This window comes from Streptomyces sp. NPDC052114 (assembly GCF_040680155.1).
GTDB lineage: Bacteria > Actinomycetota > Actinomycetes > Streptomycetales > Streptomycetaceae > Streptomyces.
The window spans coordinates 486507-511021 of sequence record NZ_JBFAWC010000001.1; the positions used below are offsets into that span (position 1 = coordinate 486507).

A 24515-nucleotide genomic window follows, 5' to 3' on the forward strand; every position below is an offset into this window, starting at 1 on the left:
CGCGCCTAGGGCTTGGGGGCGCTCGCCGCGTCCTCGGGCGGGCCGCCGATGCGCGCGTACGTGTCCGGTCGCGCGTGCCGCAACCACATGCCCCACGCCAGCCCCGCCACCGCCGCCGCCACGATCAGGCCCGGCAGGATCCAGCGCAGCGGATTCCCCGACGAAACCCCCAGCTGCACACTGAAGTTGGTCAGCGCCAGCCAGAAGATGACGGCGAGCGCGGCGCCGGAGAGGACCGGGGCCGCCAGGCGGTTCCAGAACGGCTCCGGCGGCGGCCTGCGGCGGCGCCAGAAGTAGCCGATCACCGAGGCCGACGTGGTGAGCAGGAGCAGGATCACTCCGAGCGCCCCGAGGTTCGTCAGCCAGGTGAAGACGTCCATGACCGGGTCCCGCCCGGCGAGCGCGAACACGCCGATGACGACGACGGTGACCGCCGTCTGGAGGAGCGAGCCCCGGTGCGGTGAGCCGTGCCGGGGGTGCAGGACCCCCAGTGCGCGCGGCAGTACGCCCTCCCGGCCCAGCGAACGCACGTACCGCGCCACCGCGTTGTGGAACGACAGCAGCGCCGCCAGCAGGCTGGTGATCAGGAAGAGCTGGGCGAAGTCCGAGAAGGCCGTGCCGAGGGTGGAGTCGCTGAGCAGGAACATCATCTGCGGCCCCTGTTCGGCCGCGACCCGCGTGGCCCGCTCCGTGCCCGCGCCGGTGATCATGGCCCAGGCCGTCGCCGCGTAGAAGACGCCGATGAGCCCGACGGCGATGTACGTCGCGCGTGCCACCGTCCGGCGCGGATCGCGGCACTCCTCGCTGTACAGCGCCGCCGACTCGAACCCCATGTACGCGGCGAAGACGCAGCACAGCGCGACGCCGAGCGAGCCGTCCGTGGCGGCGGCCCAGGTGAGCGGCGTCGCGGAGACGCCCTCCGCGGCGTGGCCGAACTGCCCTATGTCGAAGACCAGTACGGTCCCGAACTCCAGGACCAGGAGCACGGCGAGGACCTTCACGCCGAGGTCGACGCGCCGGTACCCGAGCGCCCCGACGACGGCCGTGCAGAGGAGCACGAGCACCCACCAGGGGATGGCGACGCCGGTCTTCGCGTCGATGAACTCCGCGGTGGTGGCGCCGAAGAGCCCCGCGATGCCGATCTGCATGGCGTTGTACGCGAGCAGCGCGACGAAGGCGGCGCCCACGCCCGGCGTGCGGCCGAGGCCCTGTGCGGCGTACGCGTAGAAGGCCCCGGCGCCGGTGATGTGCCGGCTCATGGCCGCGTACCCGGCGCTGAACAGGGCGAGCACGGCGGCCGTCAGGAGGTAGAGGAGGGGGATGCCGAGCACGCCCGAGACGCCGAGCGACTGCGGGACGCCGCCCGCGGCCACGGTGAGGGGAGCGGACGCGGCGACGACGAAGAAGACGATCCCGGGGACGCCGATGCGGCGTTCGGGAGCGGTGCGGGAGGAGAGGGGAGGTGCGGGCGAGGCTGAGCCGTGGTGATCGATGGCCATACCGGGACTCCGGGGAGGGGAGGGCGTTTCTGGCGGAAACGCGATATCGTTTGAGCCCGTACGAAATTCGAGTGGCGCCGATGGTACGGAGACGCGTGCACTCCGGCAAGGGGTGTTGAAAGACTGGGGGCGGGCACGCGCACCACCCGCACCACGGCAACAGGGAGACACGGACGTGACGGGCCATCGCACCATCCGCGAGACCGAGAAGGCGGTCAGGGCCAGGCTCGGCGGCACCCCCGTCGCGTACGAGCAGATGGCCGCCGTATCGAACATCTACCGCGCCGCGGCCGCCGTGCGGCAGCACTTCGAGAACTCCGTGCTGCGCGGGGCGGACCTGACGTGGACGTCCTTCGTCGTGCTCTATGTCGTCTGGATCTGGGGCGAGATGGAGACGCGGCACGTCGCCGAGGAGGCCGGCATCTCCAAGGGCACGCTCACGGGGGTCGCCCGTACGCTCGCGGGGCGTGGCCTGGTCGAACGCCGCGGCCACCCCGACGACGGCCGGCTCGCCCTCCTCAGCCTCACCGACGAGGGCGAACGCCTCATGGGCGAGGTCTTCCCCGCCTTCAACGCCGAGGAGGCCTTCGTCACCGAGGGCCTCACGGACGAGGAGTGCCGGACCCTCGCGGACCTGCTGCGCAAGATCGTGCTCCAGACGGAGGAGAAGGGCGACGACCGCCGCCTCCACCTCCTGGCGGGCGCGGAACCCCCACGCCGCCGCAGCGGCCGCCGGGCGAAGACGGACGGCGCGGCGTAGGACGGGCCGGCGGACTTCCCCGCAGTCCCTGGATCGTGCCCCGTAGGGGCGCGGGGAACTGCGCGCCAAGCCCCCACCGGCGGGGCGTCGGCGGACTTCCCCGCAGTCCCTGGGCCGTGCCCCGTAGCGCGGGGAACTGCGCGAACGGCCCCGTCGGCTCGCGGGTCACCTTCGTCCGGCCGCCCCCTCCGCCGCCCGCACCAGCCCCGCGAACAACCCCTGTTGGGCGCCGTCCGCGGCCGCCGTGTCCTCCGGGTGCCACTGCACCGCAGCGAACCACCCCGCGTGGCCGGGGAGTTCGAGCGCCTCGACCGTCCCGTCGGCCGCCCACGCCGTGGCGACCAGGCCCCGCCCGAGACCGTCCACGCACTGGTGGTGGTAGCAGGAGGCCGACGCCATCCCCGTGGCGGCACCCAGCGCACGGGCCACCGTGGAGTCCGCCGCCACCCGCACCGGATGCACCTTGTGGCGGTGCTCGGACCCGGGACCGCCCATGTCCTGGCGCAGCGTGCCGCCCCGCGCGACGTTCACCACCTGCAGCCCCCGGCAGACCGCCAGCGTCGGCAGGCCGGTGTCCAGCGCGCACCGCGCGAGAGCCAGGTCGAAGTCGTCCTGCGCGTCGTCCACGTCGTACACGGAACGGTGCACCTGCGCGTCGGTCGCATCGTCCGCGCCGTCCGCGTAGCGCCACGGCGCGATGTCCCCGCCGCCGGGCAGCAGCAGACCGGCGCAGCGCGCCAGCCGCTCGGCGGCCTCCTCCGGCGGGCCGGGGTGCATCATGAACGGCTCGCCGCCCGCGCGGAACACCGCGTCCGCGAGGGCGCGCGCGGTGACCACGGCGGCGTAGCGCAGGGCGGAGGTCTTCGCCGCGTACCGCTGGGGGAGCGCGATCAGGGGGCGGGGGGAGGCCGGGGTGCGCGTCCGCGCGACGGCCCCGGGCGCCGTCGCCGTGCGGGGAGCCGTCGTCACAGCTGGATCCACGTCGTCTTCAGCTCCGTGTACTTCTCCAGCGCGTGCGCCGACTTGTCCCGCCCGTGTCCGGACCGTTTGTAGCCGCCGAAGGGGACCGTGAGGTCGCCCTCCTCGTAGCAGTTGACCCACACCGTGCCCGCGCGCAGCCGCCGCGCGACCGTGTGCGCGGTCGACAGGTCGGCGGTCCACAGGCCGGCCGCGAGCCCGTACTCGGTGGCGTCGGCGAGCGCGACCGCCTCGTCGAGCGTGTCGAAGGACAGGACGGCGAGCACCGGGCCGAAGACCTCCTCGCGGGCCAGCGCGGTGTCCGGGGCGACCCGGTCGAAGACGGTCGGGTCGAAGTAGGCGCCGCCGGGGACGACATCGCGCGGCGAGCCGCCCGCGCGCAGGCGCGACCCGGCCTCCCGGGCCGCGCGCACGTGCTCCTGGACGGCGGTCACGCGTGCCGCGCCCGCGAGCGCCCCCATCTCGGTGGCGGGGTCCAGCGGATCGCCCACCCGCAGCGTGCGCGCCCGCGCGACGACCGCCTCCGTGACCTCCTCGGCCACGGAGGAGTGCACGAGCAGCCGCGACGGCGCCGTGCACATCTCGCCCTGGTTGAAGAAGATGCCCCACGCGGCGGTGGCCGCGGCGGCGGTGAGGTCGGGGGCGTCGGGCAGGACGATGTTCGGCGACTTGCCGCCGAGTTCGAGCCAGACCCGCTTGAGGTTGGAGTCGGCGGCGTACCGCAGGAAGTGCCGGCCGACGGCCGTGGAGCCGGTGAAGGCGAGGACGTCCACGTCCGGGTGGCGGCCGAGCGCGCGCCCGGCGGTCGGGCCGTCGCCCGCGACGACGTTGAGCACGCCGGGCGGCAGCTCCGCCTCGTCGGCCAGGCGGGCGAGCAACAGGGCGGAGAGCGGGGTGAGTTCGGAGGGCTTGAGGACGACCGTGCAGCCCGCGGCGAGCGCCGGGGCCACCTTCCAGGCCGCCAGGGTGAGGGGGAAGTTCCACGGGACGACCGCGCCCACCACGCCGGACGGCTCGCGGGTGACGAGGGCGAGCGCGTCGGGGGAGGTGTGCGGGGACTCGTCGGTGAGCTTGTCGGCGAGCTGGCCGTACCAGCGGAAGGTGTTCGCCAGGGCGCGCAGCTCGATGCCGTACGACTCCGTGATGGGCTTGCCGTTCTCCAGGGTGACGGCGAGGGCGAGTTCGGAGCGGTGCTCTTCGACGAGAGCGGCGATCCGCAGGAGGGCGCGGCCCCGGTCGGCGGGGGAGAGGCGGGGCCAGGGGCCGGTGTCGAAGGCGCGGCGGGCGGCGGCGACCGCCAGGTCCACCTCCTTCTCGCCGGCGTCCGCGACCAGCGCGAGCGTGCGGCCGTCGCGCGGCGCGACGACGGGGAACGCGTCGCCCGAGCCGTCCGCGTCGGCGCCCGCGACGCGGTGCCGGGTGGGCAGCCGGGGGATGAGTTCCCCGGCCAGGCGGAGCCAGTCCTGGTGGCCGGAGGTGGTCAGGGCGTCGTCGGGCATCGGTGCCTCCCTGAGATTTGTTTGAGTCCAAACGGTAGCTGAACGGGCCTGCCGGTACGAGGGGTTGGTCCGGCGGGCTGGCCTGTCGCTTGGAAGGGTTGGCCCTGTGGGCTGGCCTGTCGCTTGGAAGGGTTGGCCCTGTGGGCGGGCTTGTCGTTCCGGGGGTTGGCCCTGTGGGCGGGCTTGTCCGTTCTGGGGGTTGGTCCCGTGAGCAGGCTTGTCCGTTGCGGGAATTGGTCCCGTGAGCAGGCCTGCCCGCTCCGGGGGTTGGCCCTGTGAACAGGCCTGCCCATTCCGGGAGTTGGCCCCGTGAACAGGCTTGCCCGTTCGGGGGGTTGACCCTGTCGCCCCTCCGTTCGTAATGTTGTTTGGGTTCAAACGAACTGGAGGTCGCGATGGCACCCCCCGCACCCCCTGCGCCCCCCGCGTCCCGCGCACCCGAGCCCGCGCAGCCCCCGCACACGGCGACCGTCGCCGGCGTGCCCGTCGACACCCGGCACTGGATCGGCGGCACCCGCGTCGCCTCCCCGATCTCGTTCACCGACCGCTCGCCCATCGACGGAGCGCCCCTCGCCGAGATCGCCCGCGGTGGCGCCGCCGAGGCACGGGCCGCCGTCGCCGCCGCCACCGCCGCCTTCCCGGGCTGGGCCGCCACCCCGCCCGCCGAGCGCGCCCGGCTGCTGCACGCCGTCGCCGACGGCGTCGAGGCCCGCGCCGAGGACCTCGCCCTCGTCGAGACCACCGACAACGGCGCCCTGCTGCGCTCCCACCGCCGCGGTGTCATGCCCCGCGTCGCCCACAACCTCCGCTACTTCGCCGACCGCCTCCTCGCCCTCGGCCACGACGACTTCGACACCCGCGGGCACACCAACCACGTCAGCTGGGACCCGGCGGGCCCCGCCGTCCTGATCACGCCGTGGAACGCCCCGCTGATGCTCGCCACCTGGAAGATCGCGCCGGCGCTCGCGGCGGGCTGCACCGTCGTCCTCAAGCCCGCCGAGTGGACCCCGCTGACCGCCTCGCTCTTCGCGGACATCGCGCACGGGGCGGGGCTGCCGCCCGGGGTGTTCAACGTGGTGCAGGGGTACGGCGACGAGGTGGGCGCGCCGTTGACCGCCGACCCCGACGTGCGGCGCATCAGCTTCACCGGTTCGGTGCCCACCGCGCGCCGCATCGCCGGGGCCGCCGCCGCGCACCTGGTGCCGTGCAGCTTCGAACTCGGCGGCAAGTCGCCGCTGCTCGTTTTCGCCGACGCCGACCTCGAACTGGCGGCCGACCTCGCCGTGGAGCAGTACGACAACGCGGGGCAGGTCTGCCTCGCGGGCACCCGCCTCCTCGTGGAGGAGTCCGTACGTGACGCCTTCCTCGGCCACTTCCTCGACCGGGTCTCGAAGCTGACCCAGGGAGACCCGCGCGACGAGGCCACCGGCATCGGCCCCACCATCCACCCCCGCCACGTGGACCGCGTCGACGGGTTCGTGCGCCGCGCCCTCGACGCGGGCGCCGAGGCCGTCATCGGCGGCGGCCGCCACGAGGAGCTGGACGCGCGGCTCGGCGGCACCTACTACCGGCCCACCCTCCTCACCGACGTCGACCAGGACTCCGAGATCGTCCAGGAGGAGGTCTTCGGGCCCGTCCTCACCCTCCAGACCTTCCCCGACGGCGACGACGACGCGGCCGTACGCCTCGCCAACGGCACCCGCTTCGGCCTCGCCGCCACCCTCGCCACCGGCGACCGCGAGCGCGCCCGGCGGATCACCGAGCGGCTCGTCGCGGGCACGGTCTGGGTCAACTGCTTCTTCGTACGCGACCTCTCCGCGCCCTTCGGCGGCTCCCGCCAGTCCGGCGTCGGCCGCGAGGGCGGCGACTGGTCCTTCGACTTCTACTGCGACCTGAAGAACACCGTGACCGCGCCGAAGGGGTGGGCCCGTGACGAGTGAGACCACGCACCGGCCGCCGCGGCAGGCCCCGGGTGAGATCGTCGGCGCCGGGCTCCTCGCCCACGTGCCCACGATCGTGCTGCCCGAGGCGGCCCGCAAGGAGCTCAACGAAGGCCGCGAGATCAGTCTCGTCCCCGGCCTGCGCACGCTGCGTGCCGACGTCTTCGAGACCCTCGACTACGACACCGTCGTCGTCCTCGACTCGCACTGGGCGACCACCGTCGAGTTCGTCGTCTCCGCGCAGCCCCGCCGTGCCGGGCTCTTCACCTCCGAGGAGCTGCCGCGCGGCATGTGCCGCATGCCCTACGACTACCCGGGCGACCCCGAACTCGCCCACTCCATCGCCCGGTTCGCGGACGCGCACGGCACCTGGATCACCCCGATCGACGATCCCTTCCTGCCCGTGTACTACGCCACGATCAATCTGTGGACGTACCTGGGCCTCGGCCTCCCCGACAAGAAGTGGATCTCGATCGGGGTCTGTCAGACCGGCGACGCGGAGGACCACCTGCGGCTCGGCCGCGCGCTCGCCGACGGAGTCAGGGCGCTGGCGGGCCGCAAGGTCCTGCTCATCGCCTCCGGCGCCCTGTCCCACACCTTCTGGCCGCTGCGCGAACTGCGCGCCCACGAATCCAGCGACCCGTCCCACATCCGCACCCCCGAGGCGCGGGCCGCCGACGAGCGGCGCATCGAGTGGTTCGAGCGCGGCGACCACGCCCAAGTGCTCGCCACGATGCCGGAGTTCATCGCCCACAGGCCCGAAGCCCGCTTCGGCCACTACCTGATGATGATCGGCGCCCTCGGAGAGGAGCGCTGCACCGCCCGGGGCCGTGCCTACAGCGCGTACGAGAACTCCGTCGGCACCGGCCAGATCCACCTGTGGTTCGACCGCCCGGCCGACGGCTGGACCGGCACGCCCGACCCGAGCGAGGACGCCGCATGACCGTCTCTCCCGATCCGAGCGAGGGCGCCGCATGACCGCCACCACCGAGTACCGCCGCGTCCTCCTCGACGGTGCCGCCGTCCAGGTCGTGCGCGAGGGCGACGAGCTGATCGCCGCCGACGGCCGCACCGTGAAGGCCGCCGAGGCGCACCACCTGCCGCCCGTGCGCCCCTCCAAGGTGGTCGCCGTCCACCTCAACCACCGCAGCCGCGTCGAGGAGTTCGGCGTCGGCCTGCCGCCCGCACCCACCTACTTCCACAAGCCGGTCTCCGCGCTCAACGCCCACGGCGGCGCGGTCGTGCGCCCCGAGGGCTGCAAGTACCTCAACTACGAGGGCGAGATCGGCATCGTCATCGGCCGGACCTGCCGCAACATCGCGCCCGCCGACGCCGGCGCGTACATCGCGGGCTTCACCGTCGCCGACGACTTCGGGCTGCACGACTTCCGTGACACCGACGCCGGCTCCATGCTCCGCGTCAAGGGCTCCGACACGCTCTGCCCGCTCGGCCCCGGCCTGGTCACCGGCTGGGACTTCCGCGGCAAGTACCTGCGCACCTACGTCAACGGCCGCCTGGTGCAGGACGGTTCGACCGACGAGATGCGGTGGGACATGCACTACCTCGTCGCCGACATCGCCCGCACGATCACCCTGGAGCCCGGCGACGTCCTGCTCTCCGGCACGCCCGCGGGCTCCCGGCCCGTACAGCCGGGCGACGTCGTCGAGGTCGAGGCCGAAGGGCTCGGGCGGCTCACCAACCACATCGTCACCGGACCGACGGCCGTCCGCACGGACGTCGGCGCCCAGCCCACCGAGTCCGAGGAGGTCCTCTCCACGGCGCTCGGCGGCGACTGGGAGTTCCGCGGCATCCGCCCGCCGCGCCGCTGAAAGCCCCTGCGGGGGAAGGGAGTCGAAATGCTGAGAGTCACCGTCGACCTGGCCGTCTGCCAGGACCACGGGCAGTGCGTCTTCGCCGCGCCGGACATCTTCCGGCTCGACGAGGAGGGGCACCTCGCCTATGTCGAGGACCCCGACGACGCGCTGCGCGACGACGCCGAGGACGCCGCCGACGTCTGCCCCTTGCAGGCCATCAGGGTCGAGGGCTGACGCGTGACGGCAGCGGGCATCGCGGTCGTCGGCGCCTCGCTCGGCGGACTGCGCGCGGCGGAGCAGCTGCGGGCCGCGGGATGGCGCGGCGCGATCACCGTCTTCGGTGACGAGCCCCATCTCCCGTACAACAGGCCTCCGTTGTCCAAGGAGGTCCTCGCGGGAGACGCCCCCGCCGCCGGCACGGTGCTGCGCCGCAGGGCCAGCGTCGACGACGTCCAATGGCACCTGGGCACGGCGGTCGCCGCCGCCGACCTGGCCGCGCGCACGCTCACGCTGGCCGACGGTGCCGTCCATGCGTACGAGGGTCTGGTGGCCGCGACGGGGGTGCGGCCACGCAGGCTCCCATTCGCCGGAGGCCCGCGCCGGCACGTCGTACGCACACTGGAGGACTCGGCGGCGCTGCGCGCCCGGCTGGTCGAGGGGGCCCGGGTGCTCGTCATCGGCTCGGGCTTCATCGGCTGCGAGGTGGCCGCCACCGCGCGGACGGCGGGCTGCGCGGTGACGGTCGTCGCGCCGGAGTCCGAGCCGATGGTCCTGGCCGTCGGCGCGGACCTGGCGCGGGCGCTGCGCCGACGCCACGAGGCGCGCGGCGTACGGTTCCTGATGGGCCGTCTGGTCGCTGACCTGACCACCACGCACGCGGTGCTCGACGACGGGACCGAGGTGGCCGCCGACGTGGTCGTCGAGGCGGTCGGCTCGCTGCCCAACACCGAATGGCTGGCCGCCACCGAGGGTCTCGACCTCGGCGACGGCATCCTGTGCGACGCCCAGCTGCGCGTCGGAGGCCTGGCGCACGCGGTCGCCGTCGGCGACGTGGCACGCTTCCCGAACCCGCGCTACGGCCCGCTGCCGCGCCGCGTCGAGCACTGGTCCATCCCCGGCGACAGCGCCCGCCACGCGGCCCGCACGCTGGTCGCGGGCCTGAACGGCACGCACCCGCCCGACCCCGCCCCGTTCGCACCGCTGCCGTCCTTCTGGAGCGACCAGTTCGACCTCCGCCTCCAGTCCTTCGGCCAGCCGGCCCTGGCCACCCGAACCCGCCTCCTGTCAGGCGACGCGGACTCCACGCGGGGCGACCTGCTCTACGGCTACTACCAGGGAGACCGCCTGATCGGCGTGGCGGCACTGGGCGGCCCGAGCGCAGCAGCAGCGGCGGCCCACCACCGAGCAGAGCTGCTGGCCCTCCCCGAGACGGTGGCGTGAGCCGGTCCTGACCAGAGTTCTGGGCCCCGTGCCCCTTAAGGTCGTGCCCCTTGAGCCGGAAGAAGCCCCTTCGGCACGCTCTGCCTCAGCCTGCCGCGACCTCGTGCGCGGTGTCGGACAGCCAGCGGGGGGCGTTCCGGTCGATGGACCCCAGCACCTTGCGCAGACGCTTGCGATTACGGGACGAGGACACGTTGCGCAGAAGCGGGGCGAGCCGCGTGAGAGGTTCCTCCACCTCCGTCCAGGCCCCGAGCCGCACGAGGGCGTCGAGCTCGGCGGTCGCGTAGAACAGGGCGCCACGGCCTGTGGGGTCGACCGCACGGACCAGATCGCGGATCCGCTCGAAGTGAGGCACCGCGTCCCTGGGCTCGGCCAGCAGCAGCGCGACTTCCGCCTCGTGCCCGGTGACCTCGAGGTCGTTGATCCACCACGACCACTGGGGGTCGCGGGGATGCAGCGAGTCCTCCAGGCTGCTGCGTGCCCTGCCGATGGCCTGCCGAGCCCGGGCCCGGTCGCCGACGGCAGCGAGGGCGCGGCTGCGGCGGAGCTCGGCGAGCAGTGCCACGCGTGGCGGCACCCGGCCATCGGTGTTCTCCGCGCAGAGCGCCAGTGCCTCGCCAGGACGACCGCTCTCCGTCGCCTCCATGGCCAGCAGGTCCATCGCGAACCACTGCATGGTCCGGTCGCCCGCGGCACGCGCGAAGTGCAGCGACTCCGTCCAGGCGACGCGGGCCTCTTCGCGCCGGGCCGCATCGAACAGCAGCCACCCCGTGATTTCGGCGAGTTCGGCGACGACGGCCAGGTGCGCCTTGTCGTCACCGGTGATCCGCGCGCGCTCCGCTCTCCACACCTGAAGCGCCGCGCCCGCGATGTGGTCGCCACCGTGCGCATTGTCGTGTGCCAGCAGCCAGCCCGCCCGTTCCCGCACGACGGCGTGCGGGTGGTCGTCCTGCGGTTCGTCCGCCTCCCCGCGGGCCCGTGCGACGGCGCGGCCGAGGTCCTCCACGGGTACGGCGAGGGCACTGGAAAGTGAGGCCAGCCAAGCATCCGGCAGCCGTTCCCCCCGCTCCCACCGGGAGACCTCGTTGCGGGTCAGCGTTGTCGTGCCACTCAGTGCGCACAGGCGTGCGGCGAGCTGGGACTGGGAGAGTCGTGCCCGCTTGCGCAGAGCGGCGAGGTGTACGCCGAAGTTCCGCCGCGCCGTCTTCAGGTCGTCCATGCAAGGGGCCTCCTGCCTGCCACGCTACCTGCCGAACTGGCCCCTGGCAGGCCCCTGGTGGGGCACCTCCACCCGCACTGGTGACCCACTTCCATAGATGGGGACAGCGCCCGCCAGCCCTGCGACCGGCTCCGGGCACGGCCGACCATCGAGGAGTCGACATGGATGAGGGCACCGGACGTCTGCCGACTACAGGAAGCGGCGTGTCCCCGGCGCTCGTGAGCGCCATCACCGACTGGTTCGCGTGCACCCTGCAAACGCCCGAACAGGCACGGCGTGAGTGGGCGGACACAGGCATCGCCCTGTTGCCGCTGGGCCACCGCTTCGACGCGGTCCGCCTGCCGGACGCACTCGTCCACGCGTCGGTGGGCTCCACCGCGGCCGAAGAGGTCTCTCGGCGCCTCGGGCAGCTCCTCCGCGGCCCTGTGATCTACGACGGCCGGACCATGGGCGGCACGTACTACGCCCTGATCCGGCCGATCGAACGGAGCGTGTGGCGGCACCAGGACATTGCCCCTCGCCTCGGGACGGATACGTACATGGGCGTGCCCAGGCTCACCCGCACCGAGCCGCCCGGTACCTACTGGGTGGTGCGCCCCCGGTTCCAGGGAGACCTGTGCGATCTGCCTGCCGTCGAAAGCCTCGTCACCGCCGGTCACGCCGTCCTCAGCGAGGCCGATCAGTGACCGCCGCGCATACCGCCGAGCGCGAGGAGGACCGTCGCGCCCGAGAGACGTACAACGTCCTCCTCGCGCACATCGACGCGTGCCGGGCCTGCCAGGCCATGAAGACGTGCGACGGCGGAACACGGATCCGCCGCGCCCTACGCGCCGCCGCCCGCGCCGCGCAGACGGCAAACGGCTCCATGCTGACGCAGTTCGAGAGGTAGCTCGACGAGAAGCTGCGGTGCAAGCCAAAGGGGCGCACTTCGCGCGCGTGGGGTCGAATTCCCCGCCTTGGAGGCCGATCCATGCCCTGCCCTTGAGGGCATGCAGTCGAGTGCGCCCTCACTCTCCCGCGCTAGAGCTACCGCCTCGCATCAGAGCTCGCACAGAGCCTGGCCCTCCTGTTCGGCTGCGTCGACCTTCTTGGTGAGCGCGTCCACAAGGCCGATACGTCCTTCAAAGAGCTGGGATATGTCACGCCCCGTGAACATGATGATGTTGTTCCTGCTCCCTCGAGAGTTGCGCACAAAGTAGTCGAGGATTTCGGTGTCGTAGCCGGCCATCGAGACAAAAGCGCCGCGAGTGCTGTCCAGCTTGCCGTCAACCTTCCCCTTGAAGTCCAGCAGATCACCCAAGTCCGGCTGTGCTGTCCTCCATCGCGCCTCGACGACATATGTGAATCCTCGAAAGTGAAACGAACCGTCGATCTGCTCGTGGGCTATGCGGTAGGAAGGGCGATAGTCGATTTCGTAGGCACGGAAGAGTTGTGCCAGTAGCTTCTCAAGCTCGTATCCACGCCGTTGCGCAAATTCGGCTGCGTCCTGCTTCACGAGGTCGAAGAACCTGGGCCGCAGCTCTCCTAGAAGTTGCTGACGCTCTTGAAGTACCTGGCGGCGCCTCTTGTCAGCAGCTCGACGGGCAGCTGCCGCTGCAAGCTCCGGGTCGACAAGGATCCTTTGCTCCTGAGCTGCGCGCTTCAACTCGGCCAGTGCCTCGGCACCGGCCTTCTGGTCCGGAGCATCCGCATGGGGCTTCCGCATGTGGCAGAGCTCTTCAACGATCTTGCGCTGAACCGCGTGTCCGGCCGAACCTTGCTCATGCAACTCATCGAAGATGGCGCGTGCGATCCTCGCTTTGCTCATCCCGAGTTGGTCGTAGCGTTCGTAGAGTTGGCGAGAGACTCCCGCTGCCCAGAAGATGCCGCGGAGATCGTCACGCCAATGCAGGGCATCGCGGCACACAGTGATGGCAGCTCGCACGACGTGGGTCGAGACAGGCCCAGCAGTTCGCGCGTTGCTCGGCGGCACTGAAGATTCCACGGCCACGTGTCCCTTCGCCGTGCGTTCCAGACGGCCGGGTCGACGTAGGCCGTTGACTCGCGTACGTAGTGCGGATGGGTAACTACCCATGCTCTCATGCGGCTGTGCTGATTTCGGAGCCATGGGCTCACAGTCATACGCCCCACCCGCCGCTCCGGACAGAGGCCGTGCCAGACACGTGCCCGATCGTATGGGGAACCGCGGGGAACGCCGAGGAATCAACGACCCGGCGTCAGGCAACGAGAGTCTTGCACCGCGAGGTCCCCTAGGACACCTCAGCTTCCCAAGCTGAGAGCGCGAGTTCGATTCTCGTCACCCGCTCCATAATGAAACCCCAGGTCGGCGACCTGGGGTTTGTTTGTCATCTAGACCAATTTGGGGGTGCCGTGCCCTGCACCGAAAAGCCGTCCATTCTCCGGATGGAGCGCAAGATCCTGGTGTACATTGTGTGCGGCGCTGCTGCGGCAGCGTGTCTCGCTACATCCGGTCCCGGCGTCGGAGCGAGCAGTGGGCTCTTGAGAGTCACCCGCAGTTAGCAGTCAGTACGCCTTAGGACATCCGATCTGTCTCTTCTTGTCGTCGCCGGGCGGCAAAAAAGGAGGGCCGACGCATGTCCAGCTCAGGCAACACCAACCGTCTGGCCAAGAAGATCCGCAACCAGACATCACTCACGCTCTCGACTGCTTCCAGGCTCGCCCGGCAGGCCAACGTCTATCTCGGATCCTCTGTCGCAGACGCCGCCGATCCTCATCAGCGCCGTCTAGAAGCGCACATGGCCCATGTGTTGGCAAGCAGCTTCAAGGACCGTCAACTCAACGGTGCTCTTCTTGGAGTGCGTGAAGCGCGGCCAGATGGTCAGAGCTTGGAACTGACCCTGGAGTCCGACATGGCGGACGAGGTTCTGCGTGAGCTCCTGCCGCGGTTCGATCACATCTACGGAGGCATCCGCGGAGTCCCCGGGCTTCGCACCCGAGGGAACGGGGACCGCGTGGTTCTCCACGACGCCCTCGGCCCGGCGCAAGTCACCGTGATCCACTCCGATCACGGTCACATGCGTCTGCCGTCTGCGCGCGAGGATGAAGTGCTTCTTTGGAAGCGTGGCCCTGGCGGCCTCTCTCGCGACGAAAGGCAGGAGGCCGAGGAGTGGGCCGACTCGGAAGGCAGCGCGGACCTACGGGTGCGCGATCTGTTGATGAGTCGAATTCTGCGTCGTCCGCGGTTGGTGAACAGAACAGCAGAGCCGCACGGGTTCGCCAACTGCTACACGCATCACTCCGGCGATCTTGTCATCGAGTGGTGCTGCGGCGACACCGTGGAGACACTCTGTGCAAACCTCTTGGCTCACGGCATCGCTGACGGCCTGCCACGGGGGAATGCTTTCAATTTGCTCTCTCCTCACTCGGCTCACCTCGGCGATCGCACAGTGATCTTGAATCGCCACGGTTCATGCCTGTACGACAACAAGACTTGGGATGTCGTGGACTACATCAAGAAGGGCTACGACTCATGACCTTGTCTGCGTTGGTGCTGGTAGTGCCGGCTTGCGTGGTCCTGGGTGTGATCGCACGTTGCGGGCGAGACCTGGCAGTGCTTCGCCGCCTGGAGCGACTTCTGGAGGGCTGCGACCAGGGGCAGCGAGTTGAGGTTTGTCGGATCCTCGCCGCCTCGTTGCACACGGCTGGGACAGCGAACTCGCAGGATGCCCCACCGGGTGAGGGGTCTATGTAAAGTTCTGTCAAGTAGCGTCCACTATCGGCACGCGGCCCAAGGGCGTCCGAAGAATTGGTTCATGAGCACCGAAGAAGCCTATGAGGAAGAGCGGAAAAACTGCCGCGATCATATTCGGCGCCGTCAACGACATCCTGTCTATCCTTCGAACCGAGTCCCTGCACTGGCTTGCGTCAATAACGTCCGGCCCTGCAACACCAAGGACTTGCCAAAGCAGGGCATGTAGAGACAGCCGCAGCGATGAGGCGCCGCGGGGACGACGCCCAGGTCGTGACACCTGGGCACAACGCACCATCCCAAGCCATCACCCGCACCGAGGTCCCTACGACTCCTGCTCTGTGGGGGCACTCGTATCGTGCGCCTGTTGTTCCAAAGTATCGCCGATGGCCGCAACGGCCTCACTCAGGCGGCGAAACACCTTCGTGCGTAGCCCAAGGCGTCTGACTCCTCGTTCCAACGGATCCCGCATGTGTCGCTCGCACACGACGAAGTCCGCATACCCGCCCGCGCACGACAGGTAGATCATGTCCGTGAGGTCACTCCTCTGCCAAGTCGTGCCCCTGTTGAGGTGGCGGTTGTGAAGGATTTCGCGATAGATCCCCGTCGCAGGCAATGTGCTGAGGCCGTCCATCGGCTGCTTCTGCCCCCACTGTTGGAGGTCCTGCCGAGAGAGACCGGCCGCTTGTGCCCCCTCTGCCAGGTCGCGCTGAAGGTCGGCGAACAGGAAGGCGTCGATAGATCGCCTTTTCTGTTGCGAGTCCCAGCTTTGGCCATCCAGCCAATCGCTGAACTGCTGATTGGACTGGACCCATCCGGGCTCTGGCCCAGGCTCAACCTGCTCGGTGTCGAGCATGACGTCGATGTATGCGGAAGCAGACGTCAGGGAGACCATGCGAAAAGCGTCATCGACGGAGAAATCCGAAGGCGGTGTGTAGGGCGTCAAGCGACTCGATGAATGGAGCGAGTTGGGCGCGAGTGTGAATACAGACTCCGCTCGCACGTCATCGACCTGTCCTAGCCAACCGCGGAACATCCCGTCGATTTCGTCACGGCGTACCTGAAGCGGATCCCGCATCTGCCATCCCCGGCTGAGTTGGAGGATCGTCAAGCCGAGGCGGTACCGCTTGTCCGTCAACGACCACTTTGTCGACTCGTAATAGTGGCCGGCGGAAGCCGGGAGGACGATACGACGGTCCCGTACCCACTCGGCCAACTGATTTGCCGCGTCTCGATCTTTACCCTCTACCGTCGCCTCACCTTGCAGGGCCTCGCTGACCGGGCGCCACATGTTCTGGTCCAGGTATACGACGAGACGACGCTCGAGCTGGTCACCGCGGTCACGAGCAGGCAGTTCAAAGGCGATGTCATCGCCCTTGCATGTGACGGCAAGCAAGCCGCCAAGAGCAGGCGAGTAGTGCAACCGCGAGAGGAGGCTGGTGCTGTCAAACGGTGACTGGCCCATCGGCTGCCGAGCCTCCTTGCCGTCCGAACGAGTCAGCACCACGGATGACGTCTCTCTGTCGAGGGTCATCATCACGATGAAGGGTTCGGCCTTCTTGCTCACGACAACATCTTGCAGGCACAACACCTCGATGTCCAAGGCCGAATTCATGCGCTGGCGCCCGCGAGATCACAGCATCATGGCGATCTTTGAGCGCTCGCTGACACTAGGGGGCACAGCCAGCGCCGTACAGTAGCCCCCGGCGCCCACTGCCCAGGCCGACGCGATGCTCGGCTGCCGGCCCGGGCCCACAATGCCCCTCCAATTCAGACTGGTTACATCGATCACTCAGCGAGTTCCATCCACAAGCCGAGTTCGGGAGCCTCTGCCTTGTACGGGCGACTGCGTTCAGGACGAACTGCCCGGTAGCGGGCTACCATCCTCCCTGCCGTCTGTACTGTGACGGCGGGGAGATCGCGTTCGATCGCCTTGACCCAGGGAAAGGCCGACTTGGGGTCGTGAAGCGAGCTCAGGGGCAAGGGCTGGGACAGAGAGCGGCAAGCCTTCCAACAGATCAACTCCGGCGCGTACTCGATCAAGTGGCCATAACCCTGCCTGGACTTCCGTGGCATCGCCCCCAGCGCCAAATGAGCTGATCTCCAAGCCTCAACGGCACGCATTACACCCACTGGGGTCATCTGCCCATGAAAGAGAGTTCGGTAGACGGGCGAACCACGGTCGCCCCACAGCGCTTCCCGCCCTTCCGCCGTGGCAGCAAGGTTCGCCGCGATCGGTCGGGGATCGACCGACAGGCAGGCGAGGGCCGAGGTCACATCCGCCATGGAGAAGCGCTCCCCATGGATCCCTGTCGTCATGCCCCGCCGAGGATCGAAGTCACCCTTCTCCCAGTCTCCCCGCATCAAGTTGAGGATGTTCGGACAGCGGATCAAGCGATCCTGCGCCGTGGAAGGGTTGAGATATCGATCGGCGACGTCATAGACGCGACGAGCACGCTCCCTCTCGGGGCCGCAGTAGATCTCAAGGCGGATGACGGAAAGCTGCAGATGGTCGTACGACAGCCGGTCCCTCGCGTCCGCAATGACCTTCAAACGCTGCAAACCGTCAATGCACTCGGGCCCGATGATGTGCAGGGAGTCGCCGAACGGCCGCACACCCGACTGCACTTCCACGGCATCGGCGCCCAGCACGATATGGCCCGCGGCACCGAAGTCCTCAGGCCGATCCTCCAGCATCCGCGCCAGTCCCCTATTGGCCTCGGTACCTCCGAGGTCGCCGCGGCCGGCCCACAGCCGGCGCGCCGCATCAACCGGAGCCGCGACTTGCACAAGGTCGGCCGCAGTGACATCCACGGCCCAACCACGCGTGAGCTGCGCGACGCGCAGTGGCCGAAGGCTGAGGACATGTTCGGCCGAGAGCGGCCGCTCGGCAGACGAGAAGATCGAGTTCACGCCTGTTTCAACGCGACGGAGCTCGCAGCGTGACGGTGCCACGTCGATGTGGCATCCCGAGCCCGGCCTATGTCAGGTGGCGGACTCCACCGTGCATTCCTCGACCCAGCGGGCGAGAACGCTCAGGGTCGCCAAGTGCTCCAGCGCCTCCTGCTCGGACCACGTCACCTCGTCTTCGTGAGCAGCAACGTTGCGGATTGCCAGGAAGGCACCAGCGGCAACGTACTTGGCCCCTTCCTGACGAGCACGCCAGGTCGGCGTATCGCGGTCGCCGGGAAACCGCAGTCGGGGTTTCCCGGCCACAGGATCCTTCAAGTCGAAGCTCTGCATGCACAGGTCGGTCTCGCCGATGTCGTGGCGATTCAGCTTCTGCTGAAGTCGACGGTTGACGGTCCGAGCAGCAGCGAGAACGGCATCTTGCCGAGCCTCCGCGGCCCACAGCGGAGCTGCCGGCTCCCAGACCCAGGGGTGCAACCGGTCGGCGGACAAGCTCGGGGCGTCCGGCAATAGCCGAGTCGCCCAGTCATCCATGGCGGCGAGGATGCCCAGACCACGCTGAACTTCGTTACAGGCCATAGCGACGCCCGCCATCTGATCAATATTGATCTTGTCAGGCAGTTCAGGATCCAACAGACGCAGGATTCGCTTGACGGTGGGTTCGGCCCTGTGGAGTTGCGCGTACAGGCCCTCGTCGCCGATGTAATCTCCAGGCTGCTCAGTGGCCTCGTAGCGAGCGGCCAGGTTGATGAACCCCTCAAGCTGCTGCCGCATCCAGTCACGATCCACGAACACATCGTAGGCTGGTGCGTTCGCAGCTTCAGTGCCTGTGTCGACGTGATCCGCTGCGGGTCGCGGCTGCGCTTCCCACGATGCGCACAAGGTCACGCCACGCGCGGATGACCGACCGGACATCCAATAGAAGCCCCCGGACCTGCCGAAGCAACAGGCGTGCCACACCCAGCGCCACGACCGCGCCGCATCCCTCGGCGATCCATCGCATCGCTTGGCCTCCTGACCTCAAGCGTCAGGCTCCCCGGGATGAGAACCGAGGTCAGTACCTAAGTGGGTACATCTTTCGACCTCGGAGTCGCAGCGGCACATCGTGCCCGCCGCTATGGGTACCAGGCTGCGCGTAATCGAGATCGAGGTCTGTAGGGCCAAGCCTACTTTTTGTGATCTCTGGACTTGCGGCTGAGGGGCGGTGACCATGTGCGACCGCAACGCCGTCATGCATTAGCGCTGCGCATTGCCGCAAGCCCAAGATCAAGCAGGCCACGCCAGGACGCCAGCGTCCTCCTCGCAGGGGCGTGCCCATAGCGTGCCCATAAGAGCGGACAACCACGGTCAACAGCGGCTCCCCAGGGCCCCGGACGCGTGGCTACTCAGAGAGCATGTGGCCAGGTCAGCAACGGAATGGCTCCCCAAGCGCCGTCGCTTCCCAAGCTGGGATTGCGAGTTGGGGTTGCATCACCTGGGCCTCGGGCAATCATCGGGCCACGGGCCCGGGAACCTTCAAGACCCATAACGCCGCAATGCCTAGGCGGTCATCGACCCGGCTTCCAGTCCGCATCGAGGATGGTGGCGTGCACGGCGGCGACGATCGTCGTGATTACGAGAACGAGCCCCTCCCAGTTCTTCGAGTTGCCGAGGATCGTTGCCACGATGACCGAGCTATAGATGATCACTGCGTAGATCACTGGCACGGCCATACCGGCGACGCGCTTCTTGGCCGCGATGAAGAACAGCGGCGGCGCCAGAAGGCCCGCTGACACCACAATCGCGGCGATCCAGATCACCTTGTGCAGGGTCTTCGCGTACATGCGGGCTTGGATAGGAGCGTTGAGGTGCGAACTGCTCATGGCCCCCCTTGCTTCGACCTGCCCTGCTGAGGATGGTCGCATCGCTCATCACCATCACGACCAAGAGTCCCACCGCGCCGACCTTCAGTAGTGCGACCACAGGTCAACAGCTCTGGCACTCGATGCGTGCAGTCCAGGGTTCGTCGGGCCGGTGAGCTTGGGGCGCCGCACTTCCGTGATCAAGATCAAGTGGCTTGAATGCTATGGCTATCCTTCGTGCAGGACGGGCAGCGCCAGAGCTGCTTCTGGTGCGTCTCGGGACGTAAGTGGACAACTTGACGGGGGAACGTTTCGGTGTCGTACCGACCTCAGGATTGGCATGTACTTGACCTGGAGAAGGATCCGACGCCGGGTGATCCGCAGCGGGTGCGCAAGCTCGCCGGGAGTCTGCATGACTTCGCCGATGACGTGGGCAAAGTCCTGCGGGACATCAAGGGGATGGCGGGCGAGGACGCCATCCTGCAGTGGGCCGGGCAGACGGCCGAGGCGTTCACGGAGAAGTTCGAAGACGCGCCGAGCAAGCTGAAGAAGCTCAAGAAGAGCTATGAGATGGCGGGCGACGCGCTGTCGGGGTACTGGCCGGAACTGGAGCGTGCCCAGACCATGGCCGACAAGGCCCTGGTGAAGGGCCGTGAGGCCCAGGCTGATCTCAGCAGTGCCAAGACCCGGCTGTCCTCGGCGGACTCCTGGGTGGACAAGGCGGGCAAGGAAGCCGACAAGTATCAGGACAAGCCCGGCAAGGATGTGCCCAAGCCGGATCCGGACAAGGTCAAGGCCGCCACCCGCAACGCCGCCTCCGCCGAGAAGGCGCAGAAGTCCGCGCAGGGCGACGTCGACTCCGCGCAGAGCGCGCTTGAGGCCGCGAAGAAGATGGCCGAGGACGCCCGCAAGATCCGTCAGGACGCGGCGGGCACCGCCAAGCGGAAGATCGACGAGGCCTCCGACGCGGGGATCCAGAACCGCAAGTGGTGGGAGGAGATCGGCGACTGGGTCTCCGACAACTGGGACACCATCGTCGCCGTCTGCAAGGTCGTCGTCGCCGTCGTGGGTGTCATCGCGATGATCGTGGGCGGCCCGATCCTCGCCGCGATCGTCATTGTGGCCGGGGCCATCGTCCTCGCGGACACACTGAGCAAATACGCGAAAGGCCAGGCCACGCTCATGGACGTGGCCTTCGCCGCCATGGACTGCATCCCGGGCGCCAAGGGCCTCACCACCGCCGCCAAACTCGCCAAGGGCATGAAGGCCGGAGCCCGCGGACTGCGCTCCGGGGGACTGCGCAAGGCCCTCTCGGGCGGCATGAAGAAGGTGGCGGAGAAGGGCAAGCCGACCAAGGGGCGCTGCAAGAACGGCGACCCCATCGACATGGTCTCCGGCGAAATGCTCATGGAGAAGGTGGACGTCGAGCTGCCGGGGCTGCTCCCGCTCGCCCTCCGGCGCACGCACCTGTCCACGTACCGCTGGGGCCACTGGTACGGCGACTCGTGGGCCTCGACGCTGGACGAGCGGGTCGAGATCGACGACGAAGGTCTGATCTACGTCACCGAGGACGGCCAGCTGCTCTGCTACCCCCACCCCGAACCCGGCGGCGAACCCGTGCTCCCCGTGCACGGCCCCCGCTGGCCGCTGGCCGTCGACGACGCGGGCACGGTCACGGCCACCGACCCGCAGACCGGCCGCGTCCGCCACTTCCTCCCGGTCATATCCGACGCGGCGGGCACGGAGGACGTGGCGGGCGCGGTGAGCACGGCGGACACCGCGAACACCACGGACACCACGGACACCGCGGACAACCCCCCTCCCGCAGAACGACACGAAATCCTGCCCCTGCGCGCCATCACCGACCGCAACGGCAACCGCATCGACATCGACCACGACCCCACCGGCGTACCCACCGCGATCCGCCACACCGGCGGCTATCACCTGAAGGTGGACACCGACGACCACCGCGTCACCGCGCTGCGCCTGCTCACCCCCGGCACGGGCGCAGGCGTCGGCACCGGCACCGGCAAGAGCACCGGCACCCGCCCCGAGGACACCCCCGGCGGCACACTCGTGGCCGCGTACGGCTACGACGAGGTCGGCAATCTGGCCGAGATCCACAACTCGGCCGGGCAGCCGAGGCTGTGGCTCGACTACGACGACGAAGCCCGCATCACGTCCTGGACCGACAGCAACCACACCTGGTACCGCTTCACCTACGACGACGAGGACCGCTGCGTCCGCGGCGAGAGCACCGGCGGCCACCTGGCCTGCACCATCGAGTACCGCCCCGACGAGCGGGAAACCCGCTACACCGACGCCCTCGGCCGGGTCACCGTCTACCGCTACAACGACCTCAGCCAGCTCCTGTCCGAGACGGACCCCCTGGGCGGCACGGTCCACAGCGAGTGGGACAGCTGGAACAACCTGCTCGCCCGCACCGATGCGCTGGGCCGCCGCACCGAGAACACCTGGGACGAGCACGGCAATCTGACCGCCATTCGCCCTCCGGACGGCACGTGTGCCAGCGCGGAGTACAACGACCTCGGCCTGCCCGTCGAGATCGTCGGTCCGGACGGCGGCGTCCTGCGCCAGACATGGGACGAGCACGGCAACTGCACCAGCATGACCGCCCCCGACGGCACGACCCACCGCTTCACCCACGACCCCATCGGAGCCGTGTCCACCGTCACGGACCCCCTCGGCCACACCATCGAGCAGCGCTGCGACGCGGCGGGCCTGCCGCTGGCCGTCACGGACCAGCTGGGCGCGGTGTCCCGCTACGACCGCGACGCCTTCGGCCGCGCGCACACGATCACCGACCCGACGGGCGCGATCACGCGCCTGGAGTGGACGGTGGAGGGCAAACTGGCGCGTCGCACGGAGGCGGACGGCGCGTCGGAGTCGTGGACGTACGACAGCGAGGGCAACTGCACCTCGCACACGGACGCGATGGGCGCGACCTCGACCTACGAGTACACGCACTTCGACCTGATCGCGGCCCGCACGGACCCCGACGGCGTCCGCTACGAGTTCGACCACGACACCCAGCTCCAGCTCCGCAAGGTCACCAACCCGCAGGGTCTGAACTGGAGTTACGCGTACGACCCGGCGGGCCGCCTGGTGGCGGAGTCGGACTTCGACGACCGTACGCTGACGTACACCCACGACGCGGCGGGCGATCTGGTGACCCGTACGACGGCCGCGGGCGACGAGATCACCTTCGAACGGGACGTGATGGGACGGACGGTCACGAAGAGCGTGGCGGGCGCCGCGATCACGCGGTACGCCTACGACGCGACGGGCGGCCTCACCGAGGCGGTCGGCCCGGACGTGACACTGAGCCTGGAGTGGGACAAGGTCGGCCGGCTGCTCTCGGAAACGGTCAACGGCCGCACCCTGACCTACACGTACGACGCGATGGGCCGCCGCACCGGCCGCACCACACCGTCCGGCGCGACGAGCACGTGGACGTACGACGCGGCGGGCAACCCCACCGAACTGACCACGTCCGGGCGGCGGCTGGCGTTCACGCACGACGAGGCGGGCCGGGAACTCACCCGCACGGTCGGCGAGGCCCTGACGCTGACGAACGTGTACGACGTCATGGGCCGCCTGTCGGCACAGGAACTGACGGGCCCGGCCGGCACGCGTATCCAGCACCGTGCGTACGCGTACCGTGCGGACGGCCATCTGACCGGCATGGAGGACCGGCTCAACGGTCCGCGCCGCTTCGACCTGGACGCGGCGGGCCGGGTCACCGCGGTCCGCGCGGCGGGCTGGACGGAGACCTACGCCTACGACGAGGCGGGCAACCAGACCGACGCGTCCTGGCCGGCCGCCATGCCGGGCCAGGAGGCGACAGGTCCCCGCACCTACACCGGCACCCGTATCACCGCGGCGGGCAACGTCCGCTACGAGCGCGACACGGCGGGCCGCACCACCCTGCGCCAGAAGACCCGCCTGTCCCGCAAGCCCGACACCTGGCACTACGCATGGGACGCGGACGACTGCCTCACCTCCGTGGTGACCCCCGACGGCACACGGTGGCGCTACCTCTACGACCCCCTGGGCCGCCGCGTGTCCAAACAGCGCATGACGGACCAGGGGGAGGCAGTGGCCGAACAGGTCGACTTCACCTGGGACGGCACGACCCTGTGCGAACAGACGAGCCACACCCCGGGCGCACCGGAATCGGTGACCCTCACCTGGGACCACGACGGCCTGCGCCCCCTGGCCCAGACCGAGCGCAAACACCTCACCGACGAGGAAGTGGACGCCCGCTTCTACGCCATCGTCTCCGACCTCGTCGGCACCCCGACCGAGCTCCTCGACGAACAGGGCGACATCGCCTGGCGCACCAGGACCACCCTCTGGGGCACCACGGTCTGGAACCGCGGCGCCACCGCCTACACACCGCTGCGTTTCCCGGGCCAGTACTACGACCCCGAGACAGAGCTGCACTACAACTTCTTCCGGCACTACGACCCCGAGACCGCCCGCTACCTCACCTCGGACCCGATCGGTCTCAACGGTGGCTTCACGCCGCACAGTTACGTGCCCAACCCGTTCATGTGGATCGACCCGCTGGGCCTTTCCCTGCTCGACGTCAGCAAGAACGGCGTGAAGATCGTCGTGCACGAGTACGACGTCGACAAGCCGGCGCACGCCCATGTCACCGGCGGCGGGGGCCGCGAGGTCAGAATCGGGGCGAACGGCAAACCCCTCCACAACCAACCGGAGCTTTCGAGCAAGCAGCGACAAGCGGTGGAGCACTTCAAGCCGCAGATCAGGACCGCTGTCAGGAAGCTCGGCAAGCGAAGCCAGGCGGAGGAGCGGGCCGCGAAGGAACAGCGCGAGGCCGCCGAGGCGGCCAAGAAAGCCTGCGGGAAGGGATGAAGCG

19 protein-coding genes are annotated in these 24515 nt (G+C 69.3%); 10 read left to right on the forward strand and 9 right to left on the reverse strand.

Annotated elements, in window-relative coordinates:
- Positions 1–5: 5 nt before the first annotated feature.
- Positions 6–1499: an APC family permease gene (locus AB0L89_RS02020; RefSeq protein ID WP_365132728.1), complete on the reverse strand. Its 1494-nt coding sequence runs from the start codon at positions 1497–1499 to the stop codon at positions 6–8.
- Between the two features lie 175 nt (positions 1500–1674).
- Here AB0L89_RS02020 and AB0L89_RS02025 point away from each other — a divergent pair, with 175 nt between their 5' ends.
- The gene (locus AB0L89_RS02025) at positions 1675–2259 is read left to right on the forward strand and encodes a MarR family winged helix-turn-helix transcriptional regulator (RefSeq protein WP_365132731.1); all 585 of its coding nucleotides are present in this window, start codon (positions 1675–1677) and stop codon (positions 2257–2259) included.
- A 165-nt stretch (positions 2260–2424) separates the two neighbouring features.
- Here AB0L89_RS02025 and AB0L89_RS02030 read toward each other — a convergent pair whose 3' ends face one another.
- Both AB0L89_RS02030 and AB0L89_RS02035 read right to left on the reverse strand, forming a co-directional pair.
- The gene (locus AB0L89_RS02030; protein WP_365133940.1) at positions 2425–3153 is read right to left on the reverse strand and encodes a gamma-glutamyl-gamma-aminobutyrate hydrolase family protein; all 729 of its coding nucleotides are present in this window, start codon (positions 3151–3153) and stop codon (positions 2425–2427) included.
- 71 nt (positions 3154–3224) lie between these two features.
- Positions 3225–4736: an aldehyde dehydrogenase gene (locus AB0L89_RS02035; protein ID WP_365132734.1), complete on the reverse strand. Its 1512-nt coding sequence runs from the start codon at positions 4734–4736 to the stop codon at positions 3225–3227.
- 479 nt (positions 4737–5215) lie between these two features.
- Here AB0L89_RS02035 and AB0L89_RS02040 point away from each other — a divergent pair, with 479 nt between their 5' ends.
- The 5 genes from AB0L89_RS02040 to AB0L89_RS02060 are packed head-to-tail and all read left to right on the forward strand — an operon-like array spanning position 5216 to position 9930.
- Entirely contained in the window at positions 5216–6676 is a 1461-nt protein-coding gene (locus AB0L89_RS02040) for an aldehyde dehydrogenase (protein WP_365132737.1), read from the forward strand.
- Positions 6666–7619 (forward strand): 3,4-dihydroxyphenylacetate 2,3-dioxygenase, encoded by a 954-nt coding sequence (locus AB0L89_RS02045; RefSeq protein WP_365132740.1) that lies wholly within the window; start codon positions 6666–6668, stop codon positions 7617–7619. Before AB0L89_RS02040 ends, AB0L89_RS02045 begins: the two co-directional genes overlap by 11 nt.
- A 31-nt stretch (positions 7620–7650) precedes the next feature.
- A complete protein-coding gene (locus tag AB0L89_RS02050; RefSeq protein ID WP_365132743.1) occupies positions 7651–8505 on the forward strand; it encodes a fumarylacetoacetate hydrolase family protein in 855 nt (284 codons plus the stop codon).
- 30 nt (positions 8506–8535) lie between these two features.
- Complete coding sequence (locus tag AB0L89_RS02055; protein WP_365133942.1) at positions 8536–8724, forward strand: ferredoxin; 189 nt, start codon at positions 8536–8538, stop codon at positions 8722–8724.
- A gap of 3 nt (positions 8725–8727) precedes the next feature.
- A complete protein-coding gene (locus AB0L89_RS02060) occupies positions 8728–9930 on the forward strand; it encodes an FAD-dependent oxidoreductase (protein WP_365132746.1) in 1203 nt (400 codons plus the stop codon).
- A gap of 85 nt (positions 9931–10015) precedes the next feature.
- On the opposite strand, the gene AB0L89_RS02065 is transcribed toward AB0L89_RS02060, so the two are convergent.
- Entirely contained in the window at positions 10016–11149 is a 1134-nt protein-coding gene (locus AB0L89_RS02065; protein WP_365132749.1) for a helix-turn-helix transcriptional regulator, read from the reverse strand.
- Positions 11150–11310: 161 nt separating this feature from the next.
- On the opposite strand from AB0L89_RS02065, the gene AB0L89_RS02070 reads away from it, so the two are divergent.
- Together AB0L89_RS02070 and AB0L89_RS02075 are read left to right on the forward strand one after the other, a co-directional pair.
- On the forward strand, positions 11311–11835 hold the full coding sequence (locus AB0L89_RS02070) for a hypothetical protein (RefSeq protein ID WP_365132752.1): 525 nt from the start codon (positions 11311–11313) through the stop codon (positions 11833–11835).
- A complete protein-coding gene (locus tag AB0L89_RS02075; RefSeq protein ID WP_365132755.1) occupies positions 11832–12038 on the forward strand; it encodes a hypothetical protein in 207 nt (68 codons plus the stop codon). The genes AB0L89_RS02070 and AB0L89_RS02075 overlap by 4 nt, the downstream gene beginning before the upstream one ends.
- Before the next feature lie 150 nt (positions 12039–12188).
- Here the strand turns inward: AB0L89_RS02075 and AB0L89_RS02080 are convergent, their stop codons facing one another.
- The gene (locus AB0L89_RS02080) at positions 12189–13073 is read right to left on the reverse strand and encodes a hypothetical protein (RefSeq protein WP_365132758.1); all 885 of its coding nucleotides are present in this window, start codon (positions 13071–13073) and stop codon (positions 12189–12191) included.
- Between the two features lie 670 nt (positions 13074–13743).
- Between AB0L89_RS02080 and AB0L89_RS02085 the strand changes: the two genes are divergently transcribed.
- Positions 13744–14643, forward strand: coding sequence for a hypothetical protein (locus tag AB0L89_RS02085; RefSeq protein WP_365132761.1), 900 nt, complete (start codon positions 13744–13746; stop codon positions 14641–14643).
- Positions 14644–15183: 540 nt separating this feature from the next.
- Here the strand turns inward: AB0L89_RS02085 and AB0L89_RS02090 are convergent.
- The 4 genes from AB0L89_RS02090 to AB0L89_RS02105 form a co-directional block, all read right to left on the reverse strand.
- Positions 15184–16425 carry a hypothetical protein gene (locus AB0L89_RS02090; RefSeq protein WP_365132764.1) on the reverse strand — a complete coding sequence of 414 codons (1242 nt, stop codon included), beginning with the start codon at positions 16423–16425 and terminating at the stop codon, positions 15184–15186.
- A 221-nt stretch (positions 16426–16646) separates the two neighbouring features.
- The gene (locus AB0L89_RS02095; protein WP_365132766.1) at positions 16647–17771 is read right to left on the reverse strand and encodes a hypothetical protein; all 1125 of its coding nucleotides are present in this window, start codon (positions 17769–17771) and stop codon (positions 16647–16649) included.
- Positions 17772–17843: 72 nt separating this feature from the next.
- Positions 17844–18557 carry a TIGR02391 family protein gene (locus tag AB0L89_RS02100; protein WP_365132768.1) on the reverse strand — a complete coding sequence of 238 codons (714 nt, stop codon included), beginning with the start codon at positions 18555–18557 and terminating at the stop codon, positions 17844–17846.
- Between the two features lie 758 nt (positions 18558–19315).
- Positions 19316–19591: a hypothetical protein gene (locus AB0L89_RS02105; RefSeq protein ID WP_365132771.1), complete on the reverse strand. Its 276-nt coding sequence runs from the start codon at positions 19589–19591 to the stop codon at positions 19316–19318.
- 333 nt (positions 19592–19924) lie between these two features.
- Between AB0L89_RS02105 and AB0L89_RS02110 the strand changes: the two genes are divergently transcribed.
- The gene (locus AB0L89_RS02110; RefSeq protein WP_365132774.1) at positions 19925–24511 is read left to right on the forward strand and encodes an RHS repeat-associated core domain-containing protein; all 4587 of its coding nucleotides are present in this window, start codon (positions 19925–19927) and stop codon (positions 24509–24511) included.
- Positions 24512–24515 lie beyond the last annotated feature (4 nt).